This window comes from Rahnella sp. PD4, from assembly GCF_049199325.1.
In the GTDB taxonomy this organism is placed as follows: Bacteria; Pseudomonadota; Gammaproteobacteria; order Enterobacterales; family Enterobacteriaceae; genus Rahnella; species Rahnella perminowiae.
Map to the genome: position 1 here is coordinate 100,890 of NZ_JBLZQF010000005.1, position 15,495 is coordinate 116,384.

10 protein-coding genes are annotated in these 15,495 nt (G+C 53.5%); 4 read left to right on the top strand and 6 right to left on the bottom strand.

Translation table 11 applies throughout. From position 1 onward, the window contains the following. The first annotated feature begins 27 nt into the window (after positions 1-27). The 3 genes from glpG to glpD all read left to right on the top strand — a co-directional run bounded on the left by glpG (position 28) and on the right by glpD (position 3,418). Entirely contained in the window at positions 28-861 is an 834-nt protein-coding gene (glpG, locus tag ACOZIO_RS14495) for a rhomboid family intramembrane serine protease GlpG (RefSeq protein WP_129953837.1), read from the top strand. A gap of 9 nt (positions 862-870) precedes the next feature. Further along, positions 871-1,629: a DeoR/GlpR family transcriptional regulator gene (locus tag ACOZIO_RS14500; protein WP_013573556.1), complete on the top strand. Its 759-nt coding sequence runs from the start codon at positions 871-873 to the stop codon at positions 1,627-1,629. 277 nt (positions 1,630-1,906) lie between these two features. Further along, positions 1,907-3,418, top strand: a complete 1,512-nt coding sequence (glpD, locus tag ACOZIO_RS14505) for a glycerol-3-phosphate dehydrogenase (RefSeq protein WP_129953838.1) — start codon at positions 1,907-1,909, stop codon at positions 3,416-3,418. 60 nt (positions 3,419-3,478) lie between these two features. Here glpD and glgP read toward each other — a convergent pair whose 3' ends face one another. The 6 genes from glgP to asd all read right to left on the bottom strand — a co-directional run bounded on the left by glgP (position 3,479) and on the right by asd (position 14,489). After that, positions 3,479-5,926: a glycogen phosphorylase gene (glgP, locus tag ACOZIO_RS14510; protein ID WP_421595439.1), complete on the bottom strand. Its 2,448-nt coding sequence runs from the start codon at positions 5,924-5,926 to the stop codon at positions 3,479-3,481. A gap of 37 nt (positions 5,927-5,963) precedes the next feature. Continuing rightward, complete coding sequence (glgA, locus tag ACOZIO_RS14515; protein WP_421595440.1) at positions 5,964-7,400, bottom strand: glycogen synthase GlgA; 1,437 nt, start codon at positions 7,398-7,400, stop codon at positions 5,964-5,966. 71 nt (positions 7,401-7,471) lie between these two features. Beyond that, positions 7,472-8,749 carry a glucose-1-phosphate adenylyltransferase gene (glgC, locus tag ACOZIO_RS14520; protein ID WP_129953841.1) on the bottom strand — a complete coding sequence of 426 codons (1,278 nt, stop codon included), beginning with the start codon at positions 8,747-8,749 and terminating at the stop codon, positions 7,472-7,474. A gap of 17 nt (positions 8,750-8,766) precedes the next feature. After that, positions 8,767-10,791 (bottom strand): glycogen debranching protein GlgX, encoded by a 2,025-nt coding sequence (gene glgX / locus ACOZIO_RS14525; protein WP_421595441.1) that lies wholly within the window; start codon positions 10,789-10,791, stop codon positions 8,767-8,769. Next, positions 10,791-12,974: a 1,4-alpha-glucan branching enzyme gene (glgB, locus tag ACOZIO_RS14530; protein ID WP_421595442.1), complete on the bottom strand. Its 2,184-nt coding sequence runs from the start codon at positions 12,972-12,974 to the stop codon at positions 10,791-10,793. Before glgB ends, glgX begins: the two co-directional genes overlap by 1 nt. Positions 12,975-13,385: 411 nt before the next feature. Next, complete coding sequence (gene asd / locus ACOZIO_RS14535) at positions 13,386-14,489, bottom strand: aspartate-semialdehyde dehydrogenase (RefSeq protein WP_421595443.1); 1,104 nt, start codon at positions 14,487-14,489, stop codon at positions 13,386-13,388. 381 nt (positions 14,490-14,870) lie between these two features. On the opposite strand from asd, the gene ACOZIO_RS14540 reads away from it, so the two are divergent. Then, entirely contained in the window at positions 14,871-15,464 is a 594-nt protein-coding gene (locus ACOZIO_RS14540; protein ID WP_013573548.1) for a YhgN family NAAT transporter, read from the top strand. Positions 15,465-15,495: the final 31 nt, after the last annotated feature.

A 15,495-nucleotide genomic window follows, 5' to 3' on the forward strand; every position in this document is an offset into this window, starting at 1 on the left:
AAACAATTAGGGAAACCGCTTAACGCTATGGTGCGCATTCTTAATCTGAACAACCCCCGCCTCGCTCAGGCTTTTGTCGATTACATGGCAACGCAGGGTTTTACGCTGACGATGAAACATGAAAGTCAGGAAGTGCAGCTCTGGCTGGAAGATGAATCCCGCCTGGAAGAAGCCGAAAAGCAGGTGGCGCTGTTTGTGCGCGATCCGCTGCATCCGCGCTATCAGGAAGCCAGCTGGAAAACCGGCAAGGCGCAGCCCAATTTGCGGATGTCACATACACCTTTTCTGAAAACCCTGCGCAGCCGCGCCGGCCCCCTGACGATTGGCATGATTGTGCTGAGTCTTGCAGTGTTTATCCTGCAACAGATGGTCGGCGACGAACTGGTGATGAACTGGCTGGCCTGGCCGGACAGTTCACGCGTTTTCCAGTTATGGCGCTGGTTCACTCCGGCTCTGATGAACTTCTCCTTTATTGCCCTGCTGATTAATCTGGCCTGGTGGTGGTATCTCGCCAGCCAGATTGAGATGCATCTGGGCAGCGGCAAACTGTTTACCGTGACTCTCATTTCAGCCCTGATCAGCGGCTGGGGCCAGTCAATGGTCAATGGTTCGTGGTTCGGTGGTTTGTCCGGTGTGGTTTACGCGCTGATGGGTTACGCCTGGCTGACCGGCCAGCTGAAACCGGAAAGTCGTCTGTACGTCCCCGGCGGATTACTGGTCATTTCGTTGATTTTCATGTTCATTGGTTATGCAACCGGCGGCGCGGCCGTGTCGAATGCCGCCCATGCGTTTGGTCTGGGTCTCGGCCTGGTCATGGCATTTGTTGATACGCGCACTCCGCGCAACAAAAAAAGTAAGTAGGGGATTCGGGTGAAACAAACACAACGCCATGATGCCATTATCGATTTAGTTCGCCAGCAAGGCTATGTCAGTACCGAAGAACTGGTGGAACATTTTGCAGTCAGCCCACAGACTATCCGCCGTGATCTCAATGATCTGGCTGAACAGAATAAAATTCACCGTCACCATGGCGGCGCGGCCTTGCCGTCCAGCTCAGTGAATGCGGCATACAACGACCGTAAAGTGATGTGGTCGGAAGCGAAAGCGCGTATCGCCGAACGCGTCGCCAGCCAGATCCCTGATGGCTCAACGCTGTTTATTGATATCGGTACCACGCCGGAAGCCGTGGCACACGCACTGCTTAACCATAAAAATCTGCGCATCGTGACCAATAATCTGAACGTTGCGACACTGCTGACGGCCAAGGAGGATTTTCGTTTATTCCTCGCAGGCGGCGAAGTACGTGCCCGCGATGGCGGTATCATGGGCGAAGCAACGCTGGATTTCATCTCACAGTTCCGCCTTGATTACGGCATTCTCGGCATCAGCGGCATTGATATGGACGGTTCACTGCTCGAATTCGACTATCACGAAGCCCGTACCAAGCGTGCCATTATCGAAAACTCCCGCTGCGTTATGTTGGTAACCGACCATTCCAAATTTGGTCGCAATGCGATGGTTAACCTCGGCAAAATGGATCTGATCCATTACCTGTTCACCGACAAACAGCCGCCGGACAGCGTGAAGCAAATCATCGATAAGTACGACGTACATCTCGAACTCTGCTGATTTTCCTGGATTTAGGGAGCGTCGCTCTGGCGCTCCTGCTTTTCTTCCCCCCCATCCGCCAGACCAAAACGAACAATTTCGAAAAATTCCACGCGTAGCAGCGTTCGGTTTCGTCCTCCCTTTACCATTTTGCTCGAAACCGCCACAAAAATGTTACCTCCATCACGCATAATTGTTTTTATTTGGTTAACGCTTGGCTTGTATGTCGATTCTCGATTACAATCATGAGCGAAAACGAACATAAAAGAGCTATTGCGAACATCTGGAGGAAGATGACGTGGAAACCAAAGACTTGATCGTAATTGGTGGCGGTATTAATGGTACCGGCATCGCAGTAGATGCAGCTGGCCGCGGGCTGTCTGTTCTGCTGCTTGAAGCGCAAGACTTGGCCTGCGCGACCTCTTCGGCCAGTTCTAAACTGATCCACGGTGGCCTGCGCTATCTGGAACATTACGAATTCCGTCTGGTCAGCGAAGCGCTGGCCGAACGTGAAGTGTTGTTGAAAATGGCACCGCATATTGCTTTCCCGATGCGTTTCCGTTTACCGCATCAGCCGCATCTGCGCCCGGCCTGGATGATCCGCGCCGGTTTGTTCCTGTACGACCATCTGGGCAAACGCACCAGCCTGCCGGCCAGTAAAAGCCTGAAATTCGGCAGTGATTCTGTGCTGAAGCCAGAACTGACCAAAGGTTTTGAATACTCGGACTGCTGGGTTGACGACGCGCGTTTAGTGGTCGTCAATGCCCAGGAAGTGGAAGCGCGTGGCGGCGAAGTCCGCACACGTACCCGCGTGACCCGTGCATGGCGTGAAGACGGACTGTGGATGGTGGAAGCCGAAGAGATCGATACCGGCAAAACCTTTACCTGGCGCGCCAAAGGTCTGGTGAACGCCACCGGCCCATGGGTAAAACATTTCTTCGACGACGGCCTGAAGTTGAAATCACCCTATGGCATCCGTCTGATCAAAGGTAGCCATATTGTGGTGCCGCGCGCGCACAATCAGCCTCAGGCTTACATTCTGCAAAACGAAGATCACCGCATTGTGTTTGTGATCCCGTGGATGGATGAATTCTCGATCATCGGGACAACCGACGTGGAATATCACGGCGATCCGAAAGAAGTAAAAATTGATGATAAAGAGATCGGTTATCTGCTGAAAGTTTACAACGATCACTTTAAGAAACAGCTGACCACAGAAGACATTGTCTGGACCTACTCCGGCGTGCGTCCGCTGTGCGATGACGAATCAGATTCACCGCAGGCTGTCACCCGTGATTATACCCTCGACGTTCACGATCAGGATGGCAAAGCGCCGCTGCTTTCTGTATTTGGCGGCAAGCTGACCACCTACCGTAAACTGGCGGAACACGCACTGGAAAAACTGGTGAAGTACTATCCGAAAGCCGGCCCGGCGTGGACCAAAACGGCAATACTGCCTGGCGGGAAACTCAATGGTGACCGTGATACTTACAGTGCTAATTTGCGTAACCGTTTCAAATGGTTACCGGAACCTCTGGCTCGCCGTTATGCGCGCACCTATGGCAGTCAGACAGAGTTGCTGCTGAATGGCGCAACCAGTCTGGCGTCGCTGGGCGAAGATTTCGGTCACGGATTCTACGAAGCAGAACTGCGTTATCTGGTGGAAAAAGAGTGGGTTTCACAGCTTGATGATGCCATCTGGCGTCGCACCAAACTTGGCATGTGGCTGGATAAAACCCAGCAACAACGCGTTGCTGAATGGCTGGAAACACACAAACAGCAGAAGAAACATTTGTCGCTGGCTTCTTGATTTAATCAGCTCCCCCCCTTCGCAGGGGGAGGAGCTGAAAGTCCCATCTTTATTCCCGTTCTACAACTTCACCGGCTTAATGTTCCAGATCTCATCGGCGTATTCCTGAATGGTACGGTCCGAGGAGAAATAGCCCATATTGGCGATGTTATGTAACGTGCGTCGCGTCCACTCCTCCGGCAGTTTATACAGCTCATCGACTTTATCCTGCGTATCGACATAACTGCGATAATCCGCCAGTACCTGATAGTGATCACCGAGGTTGACCAGCGTATCGAACAAATTGGTGTAACGCTTCGGCTCGGCCGGACTAAAGACGCCAGTGGCGATTTGCGTCAGCACCTGATGCAGTTCGGCATCCTGCTCGAAATAGATATGCGGGTTGTAGCCCTTGCGGCGTAATTCCTCGACCTGTGGCGTGGTGTTGCCAAAGATAAAGATATTCTCCTCACCCACATGTTCGAGCATTTCGACATTGGCACCGTCCAGCGTGCCTATCGTCAGTGCGCCGTTAAGGGCAAACTTCATGTTACTGGTGCCGGATGCTTCAGTGCCCGCCAGCGAGATTTGCTCGGAAAGATCAGCTGCCGGGATAATCAGCTGGGCCAGACTGACACTGTAGTTCGGAATGAAAACGATCTTGAGTTTGTTAGCCACACGCGGATCGTTGTTGATCACCGCCGCCACGTCATTGATCAGCCGGATGATCTGCTTCGCTGCGTAATACGCCGAGGCCGCTTTACCGGCAAAAATCACCGTGCGTGGCACCCATTCGGCGTCCGGTTCTTCGAGGATACGGTTATAGCGGGTGATGACATGCAACACGTTCATCAGCTGACGTTTATATTCATGGATGCGCTTAATCTGCACATCAAAAAGACTTTTCGGATCAACCACGATGTTCAGCTTCTGGGCAATATACAGCGCCAGCCGTTTTTTGTTGTCCAGCTTGGCCTTACGGATTGCCTGCAGGAAGCTCGGATAATCCAGATTCTGCTCCAGTTCCGCCAACTGGCTCAGATCAGAACGCCAGGTCTTACCGATAGCATCATCAATCACCGCTGACAGCGGTTTATTGGCCAGCGCCAGCCAGCGGCGCGGCGTGACACCATTGGTTTTATTACAAAAACGGTCAGGATAAACACGGGCGAAATCGGCGAACAGCGATTGCACCATCAGTTCGGAATGCAGTTCGGAAACACCGTTAACTTTATGACTGGCGATCACAGCAAGCCACGCCATCCGCACTTTACGACCGTTGCCTTCATCGATAATCGAGACCCGTGACAGCAGGCCATTATCATTGGGGATCTTTTCCGCCACTTCTTTCAGGAAGTGATCGTTAATCTGGAAAATAATCTCCAGATGACGTGGCAGGATCTTACCGATCATGTCTACCGGCCAGGTTTCCAGAGCTTCACTCATCAGCGTGTGATTGGTGTAAGAGAAAACGTGACACACAGTTTCCCACGCGGCTTTCCACTCGAATTTATGCTCATCGATGAGCAGACGCATCAGCTCAGGGATCGACAGCACCGGATGCGTGTCATTGAGGTGAATGGCGATTTTATCGGCCAGATTGTCGTAAGTATGGTGCGTGGTGTAATGCCGGTTGAGGATATCCTGCACGGTTGCCGACACCAGGAAATACTCCTGCCGCAAGCGCAACTCGCGACCGGAGTAGGTCGAGTCATCGGGATACAACACGCGGGATACGTTCTCAGAGTGGTTTTTGTCTTCCACCGCCGCGAAATAATCACCCTGATTGAATTTACCCAGATTGATTTCATTACTGGCCTGCGCGCCCCACAAGCGCAGCGTGTTGGTGGCGTCGGTATCGTAGCCGGGAATGACCTGGTCATAGGCGCAGGCAATGACTTCTTCCGTTTCCAGCCAGCGGGTTTTGATGCCTTCATGTTGCACACGTCCGCCGAAACGCACTTTATAACGGGTGTTATAACGCTGGAACTCCCACGGATTACCGTATTCCAGCCAGTAATCCGGCGCTTCTTTTTGCTCACCGTTGATGATGCTTTGCGCGAACATACCATATTCATAACGGATGCCGTAACCACGCCCCGGCAGCGCCAGCGTTGCCAGTGAATCAAGGAAACAGGCCGCCAGCCGCCCGAGGCCGCCGTTACCTAAACCGGGATCATTTTCTTCCCCGATCAGTTCTTCCAGATCAAAGCCCATTTCATCAAGCGCGTTTTTCAGGTCATCGTAAATGCCCATCGCCAGCAGCGCATTGGAAAGCGTCCGTCCAATCAGAAACTCCATCGACAGGTAATAAACCTGTCGTACGTCCTGTGAGGTTTGCGCCCGGTTAGAACGCAACCAGCGTTCCACCATACGGTCGCGCACCGCAAACAATGTGGCGTTCAGCCAGTCGTGTTGTGTCGCAATAGACGGATCTTTGCCGATGATAAACATCAGTTTATAGGCAATAGAATGCTTAAGCGCTTCGACACTGACTGTCGGTGAGTTGTAATTAAACGGTGAAGTCATAACGTTACATTCCCGATCAAGTTAGCTGCGTTCAGGGTCAGGACAGCAGGCGGTTGTACAGGGCAAGATATTCCTGTGCAGCCACCTTCCAGCCGAAATCAATACCCATGGCGTGTTGCTGGACGTGTCGCCAGTGTTTCGGTCGGCTCCACAAAACAAATGCCCGGCGGATCGCATTTCCCAGCGATTTCCCCGTTGCTTCTTCAAAGACAAAACCACTGGCCGTTCCGTCGGCCAGATTTTCCAGCGCACAATCGACCACCGTATCAGCCAGCCCACCGGTGCGGCGCACCAGCGGTAATGTGCCGTATTTAAGGCCATACAACTGGGTTAAACCGCAAGGTTCAAATCGGCTTGGTACCATAATGACGTCCGCCCCACCGATAATACGGTGGGAAAACGCTTCGTGATAGCCAAGTTGCACGCCAACCTGCCCCGGATTATCTGCCGCTGCCGCCAGAAATGCCTGTTGCAGCACCGCATCACCCGCGCCCAAAAGCGCTAACTGGCCCCCGCGTTCGAGCAAGTCCGGTAAGGCTTCAAGCACCAGATCCAGCCCTTTCTGGCTGGTCAGACGACTCACAACCGCAAACACCAGACGCGAATCATCAACATCCAGTCCCATCGCCCTTTGCAGATAGGCTTTATTGACCGCTTTGGCGCGTAAATCCTCCGCATCGTAGCGTGCCGACAGCAACACGTCATCACGTGGCTGCCAGATGGCTTCATCGACCCCGTTAAGGATCCCCGTCAGTCGCCCCTGCATTTCACGTTCCAGCAGCAAAGATTCCATGCCGTAACCAAATTCGGGACGGGTGATTTCTTTTGCATACGTCGGGCTGACGGTCGTCACGTGATCAGAATAGAACAGACCGGCTTTCAGAAAAGATATCTGGCCATAGAATTCCAGCCCGTGCATCTGAAAGAACTCGCGCGGGATATACAGCTCATCGAGATGATGTGCACCAAACAATCCCTGAAACGCCAGATTATGTACGGTGAAAATCGTCCGAACGGGCGCATTGCGGGCGCGGATATAGGCGGAACACAGCCCGGCGTGCCAGTCATGAGAATGGACAATGTCAGGCCGCCACTGCGGATCGAAATTCAGGGCCAGTTCACAGGCCATCCAGCCCAGCAGCGCAAAGCGCAAATGGTTATCCGGATAGGCGAACGACGATTGATCGTGATACGGGCTACCGGGACGGTCATACAATCCCGGTACATCAATAATATAAATACCCACGCCATCAAAATAACCCAGTGAAAGGGTGACATCCCCGGCAAAGGTGGCCAGCGTACCAATCACCTGCGTTTCCCCCAGCCCTTTTTTGACGTCAGGGAAAGCCGGAATGAGTACGCGGACATCCGCGCCCTCCGCAATCTGAGCGGCGGGTAATGCACCGGCGACATCCGCAAGGCCGCCTGTTTTTAATAGCGGAAACAGCTCAGAACAAACATGTAAAACCTGCATTCGCGCTCCTGATTATCCCGGTCATCCCGGCGCTCACCAGGATGACGAAAATTCGTATTAATATCGTCTGTTTAAAGCTTCGCCAGCATTGCGCGGGTCACCAGCACTACGCCACCTTCCGAACGGTAGAAACGCCGGCTGTCTTCCTCGGCATTCTCACCAATCACCATGCCTTCAGGGATCTGACAAGCGCGGTCAATGACGCATTTGCGTAAACGGCATGAACGACCGACATTCACATCCGGCAGGATGATGGCCGAATCGATATTGCAGAAAGAATTGACCCGTACCCGCGGGAACAGTACGGAATGCACCACCACCGAACCGGAAACAATCACACCACCGGCTACCAGTGAATTCATGGTCATGCCGTGACTGCCGGAGCGATCCTGTACAAATTTGGCGGGCGGCAGCGGCTCCATATGAGTCCGGATCGGCCAGTCGCGGTCATACATATCCAGCTCCGGCGTGACGGAAGCCAGATCCAGATTGGCGCGCCAGTATGCCTCCAGCGTACCGACATCACGCCAGTACGGCGGCGCCTCATCGTTTTGCGTGACACAGGAAAGACCAAACGGATGCGCACGGGCAACGCCCTGACGGGTCAGTTTGGGGATCAGGTCTTTGCCGAAATCATGGCTCGACTCTTCACTCGCCATGTCTTCTTCAAGCATGCGAAACAGATAATCTGCATTAAAAATGTAGATGCCCATGCTCGCCAGCGCCATATCGGGATTGCCGGGCATCGGCGGCGGGTCTTTGGGTTTTTCAACGAAACTGGTGATGTGATAATCCTCAGTGACGCCGATAACACCGAATTCACTGGCTTCGGCGCGCGGTACTTCCAGGCAGGCGACGGTACATTCACCGCCTTTCTGCACATGGTCGATCAGCATCCGTGAGTAATCCATTTTGTAGATATGATCGCCCGCCAGGATCACCACAAATTCGGCCTTATAACGACGGATAATATCCAGATTCTGATAAACCGCATCGGCGGTCCCTTTGTACCAGTGCTCGGTACTGTGGCGTTGCTGCGCCGGGAGTAAATCCACAAATTCGTTCATTTCTTCATTGAGGAAAGACCAGCCACGCTGGATATGCTGAACCAGCGTGTGTGACTGATATTGTGTGATTACGCCGATGCGGCGGATGCCAGAGTTCAGGCAATTTGACAGGGCAAAATCAATGATGCGGAATTTCCCGCCAAAATGAACGGCGGGTTTTGCCCGGGTTGCGGTCAAATCTTTCAACCTTGAACCCCGTCCCCCGGCAAGGATTAATGCCACGGATTTCAGCGGCAACTGTCTTGCCAGCATGACCGGGTCCCGGTTATCTAATGTCGCCATATCTGACTCCTTCATTTTTATAATGACCGGCTCTGTGGAGTGAAATCTTGTAGGACACAGAGGGTTTTTGCTGCCGCCCGCCATTGCGAGCCTTCCATGACACGCCGGGGTTCCTCATCAAAAAGCACGCTGTTGAACGGTGCCACCGGCTGCCAGTTTCCCGACGGCAGGTGCAAATCTACCTCGTGCAGTGAGGCATTAACGATAACCAACCAGCGCTGTGACAGGCAGATTTGCAGCCACTGCTGCGGACCCTGCTCCCAGTCACCGGGACTCATTGGTTGCCCTTGTTGATTCAGCCATTGCACCTCCCCGCTGCCCTCCTGCCACCAGCGGTTTTGCGCCAGTGCCGGAATTTTCCGGCGCAGCGCAATCAGTGCGCTGGCATAGGCCATCAGGCTTTCATCAGCGCTTTCCCAGTCGAGCCAGGTCATCGGATTGTCCTGGCAATAAGCATTGTTATTACCCGACTGGCTATTACCGAGTTCATCACCGGCCAGCAACATCGGTGTACCCTGTGATAAAAACAGCGTCGCCAGCAAGGCCCGCTGGCTGAGACGGCGCTGCTGTAATATGTCATCAGGCGCCTCCAGCCCCTCCTGACCGTGGTTTTGGCTGAAATTTTCGTTATGGCCGTCGCGGTTTTCTTCACCGTTAGCCTGGTTATGTTTGTGGTTAAAACTGACAAGATCGCGCAACGTGAAGCCGTCATGTGCCGTCAGCATGTTGATGCTGGCGTAAGGTTCACGCTGTGCCGGGATGAACGTGTCGGCAGAGCCTGCAAAACGCCCGGCAAACCGACCGAGGGCAAGATCGCCATGCAGCCAGAACTGACGCATATTGTCGCGCCATACATCACTCCATTCGGCAAACGGTGCCGGGAAATTCCCCAGCTGGTAACCGCCGGTACCGATATCCCACGGCTCAGCAATCAGTTTGATTTTTGAGAGAACATCATCCTGCTTAATGGCCATGAACAGCGGTGACTGAGCGGAAAACTCCGGCGTTCTGCCGAGAACTGTCGCTAAATCAAAGCGGAACCCATCAACGTGACATTCGCGTACCCAATAATGCAGGCTGTCGATTGTCCAGGCGATCATCTCCTCATCCACCAGCCGCATTGTGTTACCGCAACCGGTCATGTTGTTGTCAGAGCCGTCGTCGTTGAGCCAGTACAGGCTGGCGTTGTCGATGCCGCGAAAAGAAATAAACGGACCGTCGATATCCAGCTCGGCGCTGTGATTAAACACCACGTCCAGGATCACCTCGATACCCGCCTGGTGCAGCGCTTTGACTGCCGATTTAAATTCATTCAGCGCCGATACACCGCCCAGTCCGCTGGCATAACGCGGATCCACAGCGCAAGGCGCCAACACGTTGTAGCCCCAGTAATTGCTCAGTCCGAGGCGTTGCAGGCGCGGTTCGTCGGCATGATGCTGCACCGGCAACAGTTCTATTGCGGTAATGCCCAGATGCTGCAAGTATTCAAGCATCACCGGATGTGCCAGCCCGGCATAGGTGCCGCGTATGGCGGCCGGAATATGCGGATGCTGGCGCGTCAGGCCGCGGACATGTGCCTCGTAAATCACCGTTTCGCCCCAGGGTTTCGCCGGGGGTTTATCATCACCCCAGTCGAAATTTCCGGCGACCACCACCGACTTAGGCGCAACCACGGCGCTGTCTTTCTCGTCCGGAGCACCGGTACCGCCGGTGAACCGTGCGTTGTCGAGCAGTACGCCGTCAATCGCGCGGGCGCTCGGGTCAATCAGCACTTTTTTCGGGTTAAACCGGTGGCCCTTTAGGGGATCGAATGGCCCGTAAACGCGGTAACCGTAGCGCTGCCCGGCTTTGAGATCTGGCACAAATCCATGCCAGAGGTTGCCGGTTCGCCCGGTCAGGGGCAGATGCTGCTCACTGCCGGTCTCATCAAAAAGACATAACTCCACTTTTTCCGCATGGGCGGAGTACAGGCAAAAATTGACGCCGTTATCTCTGAGATGCGCACCAAAAGGCGCGGGCAGACCGGGACCGGGCTGTTTCATTACGCCTCCCTTCGCAAATAAACCGTCGCCAGCGGTGGAATGGTCACGCTGATCGAATGGTCACGCTGATGATGGCTGATATTCTCACTGTAAATATCGCCGCCGTTGCCGACATTGCTGCCACGGTAGTAATGCGAATCTGTATTGAGGATTTCGTGATAGCGACCCGGACGGCTGATACCGATGCGATAATGCTCGCGCGGGACCGGCGTAAAGTTACTGATGACGATCACTTCACCGCCCTGTTCGTCACGGCGGGCAAAGGCGAAAATCGAGTTTTCATGATCGTCGACCACCAGCCATTCGAAGCCACGGGGATTGTAATCCAGCTCATATAACGGCGCGTTAGCCTGATAGACCAGGTTCAGGTCGCGTACCAGATGCTGTACGCCGCTGTGCCAGCTGCTCGGATCGTCGAGCAGGTGCCAGTCGAGACTGGCGTCGAAATTCCACTCACGCCCTTGTGCAAATTCATTGCCCATAAACAGCAGTTTCTTGCCCGGGTGCGCCCACATAAAACCGTAGTAGGCACGCAGATTAGCGAATTTCTGCCAGACGTCGCCGGGCATTTTATCCAGCAAGGATTTCTTACCGTGCACCACTTCGTCGTGCGACAGCGGCAAGATAAAGTTCTCGCTGTAGGCGTAAAGGACGCCGAATGTCATGAGATTGTGATGATATTTGCGGTGAACAGGATCAAGCTGCATATAGGTCAGGGAATCGTGCATCCAGCCCATATTCCACTTGTAATGAAAACCCAGCCCGTTGGCATCCGGTGGCATGGTGACGCCAGGATAATCGGTCGATTCTTCTGCCAGCGTCACCGCACCACCGAGTTCACGTCCGATTGTCTGGTTGGTGTATTTGAGGAAAGAAATGGCTTCCAGGTTTTCGCGTCCGCCGTAATAATTCGGGATCCACTCTCCGGGTTTACGGCTGTAATCGCGGTAAATCATGGAAGCCACTGCATCGACACGCAGGCCGTCGATACCAAACCGCTCAATCCAGTAAAAACCATTGCCTGCCAGGTAGTTACGCACTTCATGGCGACCGTAGTTATAAATCAGCGTATTCCAGTCCTGATGATAGCCTTCACGCGGATCGGCATATTCGTACAGCGCGGTGCCGTCAAACTGTGCCAGACCGTAGGCGTCGCTTGGGAAATGTCCCGGCACCCAGTCAAGAATCACGTTCAGCCCGGCGTTATGCGCCGCATCGACAAAGGCTTTAAATTCCATGGGCGTACCGAAACGACGGGTCGGCGCGTACATACCAAGCGGCTGATAACCCCAGCTTCCGTCGAACGGATGTTCATTGACCGGCATCAGTTCAATGTGCGTAAAGCCCATCCATTTAGCATAAGAAACCAGTTGCTCGGCCAGTTCGCCATAGCTCAGCCAGAAATTATCATCAGCATGACGACGCCATGAACCCAGGTGCACTTCATATACCGAAACCGGCTGATTCAGCGCATTGGCTTTCTTTCTGCTTTCTGAATGCGGCACGACGTCGGGTAATTTCCGTACGCACGAAGCGGTGTCCGGACGCATCTGCGCCTCGAAAGCATAAGGGTCGGCGCGCAGGCTGACCTGCCCGCGGCAGTCGATAATTTCGAATTTATACAGCTGACCTTCGCGGACAGCGGGAATAAAGAGTTCCCAGATACCGTTTTCTCGGCGCTGACGCATCGGGTGCCGGCGGCCGTCCCAGAAGTTGAATTCACCGACCACGGAAACCCGCATGGCGTTCGGTGCCCAGACGGCAAAACTCACCCCCTCGACGCCGTCCAGCGTTTGCAGATGCGCGCCGAGTTTTTCGTAAGGCCGCAGGTGTGTGCCTTCTGCCAGCAGCCAGATATCCAGTTCCTGCAACAGCGTGCCGAAACGGTACGGGTCATCAATCACCTGGAGATTCTCGCCCCAGCGGACCTCCAGCTGGTAACGAAACGCATTTTTACGGCGTGGGATCAGGCCGACAAAGAAACCGCGGTCGTCGTAGCGACGCAGTTCTGCCACCTGTTTACCTTTTTCTACATCAATGACCCAGACCTGATCCGCATCCGGCAACAGGGCACGTACTTCCAGCCCGGCAGCCACAGAGTGCATTCCCAACAGAGAAAAAGGATCAGCGTAGTGGCCAGATATGATTTGATTAATGACGTGCTGATCGGGAAGTACAGACATGTATTACGTCCTATGATTAATTAAATCAATAAATCCAATAAAATCAGTCAAGTATTCAATGCGAAACGTGATCCTAGTGTGCTCCCCTTTTTATCGCCGCTTTGTGATCCGGCTATGTTTCAGTTTTGCCAAAAGGTGCGTGATCACGCTTACGGTCACAATTTCCAAATAAGTGCTTATTTCAGCTTCTCAAAGAGGCAGAGCTCTTCTACTAAGCATAGACAAAGGTTCGAAAAATCAGCGTGAAGAAACCAATGAATTTTTCACAAAATGAAATTCAGAGAGTTGCGCTGGAAAAAGGCGGATAAAGGGGGAAGAGAATGATGGCAGAATTAAAAACGGGACACCGTGCTGGTGTCCCGTGAGAAGTCATCGTGAAGAAAACAGGGCAGTTTTCAACCTGGCGGCGGATTACAGAAGAATTCGCAACATACGTCGTAAAGGTTCTGCCGCGCCCCATAGCAGCTGGTCACCGACGGTGAACGCTGAAAGATATTGCGGGCCCATGTTCAGTTTACGCAGACGGCCGACCGGCGTGTTCATGGTGCCGGTGACTGCCGCTGGCGTCAGTTCACGCATCGATAATTCGCGGTCATTCGGGATCACACGAACCCAGTCGTTATGCGAAGCCAGTATCTGTTCGATTTCCGGCACCGACACGTCTTTTTTCAGTTTCAGCGTAAACGCCTGGCTGTGGCAGCGCAGCGCGCCGATACGGACACACAGCCCATCTACCGGAATAATGCTGGAAGTGCCGAGGATTTTGTTGGTTTCCGCCTGACCTTTCCACTCTTCTTTGGTCTGGCCATTGTCGAGCTGTTTATCTATCCACGGGATCAGACCGCCCGCCAGCGGAACACCAAAGTTATCGGTTGGCAACGTGCCGCTGCGGGTCAGCGCCGTTACGTTACGTTCGATATCCAGAATGGCGGAAGCCGGGTTTTCCAGCTCTTTCGCCACGCTGTTATGCAGCATTCCCATCTGGGTCAGCAGTTCGCGCATGTGCCGCGCACCGCCGCCGGAGGCCGCCTGATAGGTGGCGACAGACGCCCATTCGATGAGACCATGAGCGAACAGGCCGCCGAGCGACATCAGCATCAGACTGACGGTACAGTTACCGCCCACAAAGGTTTTGATGCCTTTATCAATGCCCTGACGGATCACGGCGTTGTTGACCGGGTCGAGGATGATTATCGCGTCATCTTCCATTCTCAGAGAGGATGCTGCGTCAATCCAGTAGCCAGACCAACCGATTTCACGCAGCTTCGGATAGATTTCATTGGTATAATCGCCGCCCTGACAGGTGATTATAATGTCCAGTGCGCTCAGGGCGTCCAGATCATAAGCATCCTGCAAGGTTCCGGACTGACCCGTGAAAGAAGGCGCGGCCTGACCGTGCTGAGAAGTGGAGAAGAATACCGGACGGATAGCGTCGAAATCGCGTTCTTCAATCATGCGTTGCATGAGTACAGAACCGACCATTCCACGCCAGCCAACGAAACCTACATTTTTCATAATATCTGTCCTGCCCTGAGGGTGATAACTGCTTAAAACGGCTTGAACGCGCGTTTGCACTCAGTGAGTGCCTGTTTTGATGCACTGCGCCCCATTAACGCGCGGGTCTACCACCTTACAAAATGTAGTAGAAGTGGCAAGTGAATTTAATCAATAGTGCGGCTTTTAATAGCAGCGCAACTTATACCCTCAATAATTCGAGTTGCAGGACAAAAGTTTCCGCTTTTGAACAGCGCTTGCGCTGGCCCTGCGAGTAACGCGACAAGCTCAGGAAGTCTGGGGAGCTTAGACAACTAAGTGACCGGCGTGAGTGAGCGCAGTCAACGCATCTGCGACTTGAAGTATGACGGGTATATAACTGGCATTTTTTCTGAGGTAGTTATGACCGAAATGATTTCAGCAACTATTTTGCTGTTTTTAATTATGGATCCGCTGGGTAATTTACCGATTTTTATGTCGGTATTAAAACATCTCGACCCGAAACGTCGCCGTGTGGTGTTGATCCGCGAAATGCTGATCGCACTCATCCTGATGCTGATCTTCCTGTTCGCCGGTGAAAAAATCCTGTCGTTTCTGAATCTGCGCACTGAAACTGTGTCGATTTCCGGCGGTATTATCCTGTTCCTGATCGCCATCAAAATGATTTTCCCGTCGGAAGAGAAAAGCAGCAGCGGACTGCCTGCCGGTGAAGAACCCTTCCTCGTCCCGATGGCGATCCCGCTGGTCGCCGGTCCGTCGATTCTCGCCACGCTGATGCTGCTTTCGCACCAGTATCCAAACCAGATGAGTCACTTAACGCTGGCGCTGTTTATCGCGTGGGGCATGTCGATGGCAATCCTGTTGCTCTCAAACTTGTTCCTGCGCCTGCTGGGTGATAAAGGCGTCAGCGCCCTCGAACGCCTGATGGGCCTGATTCTGGTCATGCTCTCGACGCAGATGTTCCTCGATGGGATCAGGGCGTATCTGAAGATTTAGCGACAGAAGAAATGAAAAAGGCGAGCCATCT

Excerpts from the sequence above, each read along its gene's own strand:
- glpG (WP_129953837.1), top strand. The coding sequence starts at position 28 with ATGGTGCGCATTCTTAATCTGAACAACCCCCGCCTCGCTCAGGCTTTT.
- glgP (WP_421595439.1), bottom strand. The coding sequence starts at position 5,926 with ATGACTTCACCGTTTAATTACAACTCACCGACAGTCAGTGTCGAAGCG.
- glgA (WP_421595440.1), bottom strand. The coding sequence starts at position 7,400 with ATGCAGGTTTTACATGTTTGTTCTGAGCTGTTTCCGCTATTAAAAACA.
- glgC (WP_129953841.1), bottom strand. The coding sequence starts at position 8,749 with ATGGCGACATTAGATAACCGGGACCCGGTCATGCTGGCAAGACAGTTG.
- glgX (WP_421595441.1), bottom strand. The coding sequence starts at position 10,791 with ATGAAACAGCCCGGTCCCGGTCTGCCCGCGCCTTTTGGTGCGCATCTC.
- glgB (WP_421595442.1), bottom strand. The coding sequence starts at position 12,974 with ATGTCTGTACTTCCCGATCAGCACGTCATTAATCAAATCATATCTGGC.
- asd (WP_421595443.1), bottom strand. The coding sequence starts at position 14,489 with ATGAAAAATGTAGGTTTCGTTGGCTGGCGTGGAATGGTCGGTTCTGTA.
- ACOZIO_RS14540 (WP_013573548.1), top strand. The coding sequence starts at position 14,871 with ATGACCGAAATGATTTCAGCAACTATTTTGCTGTTTTTAATTATGGAT.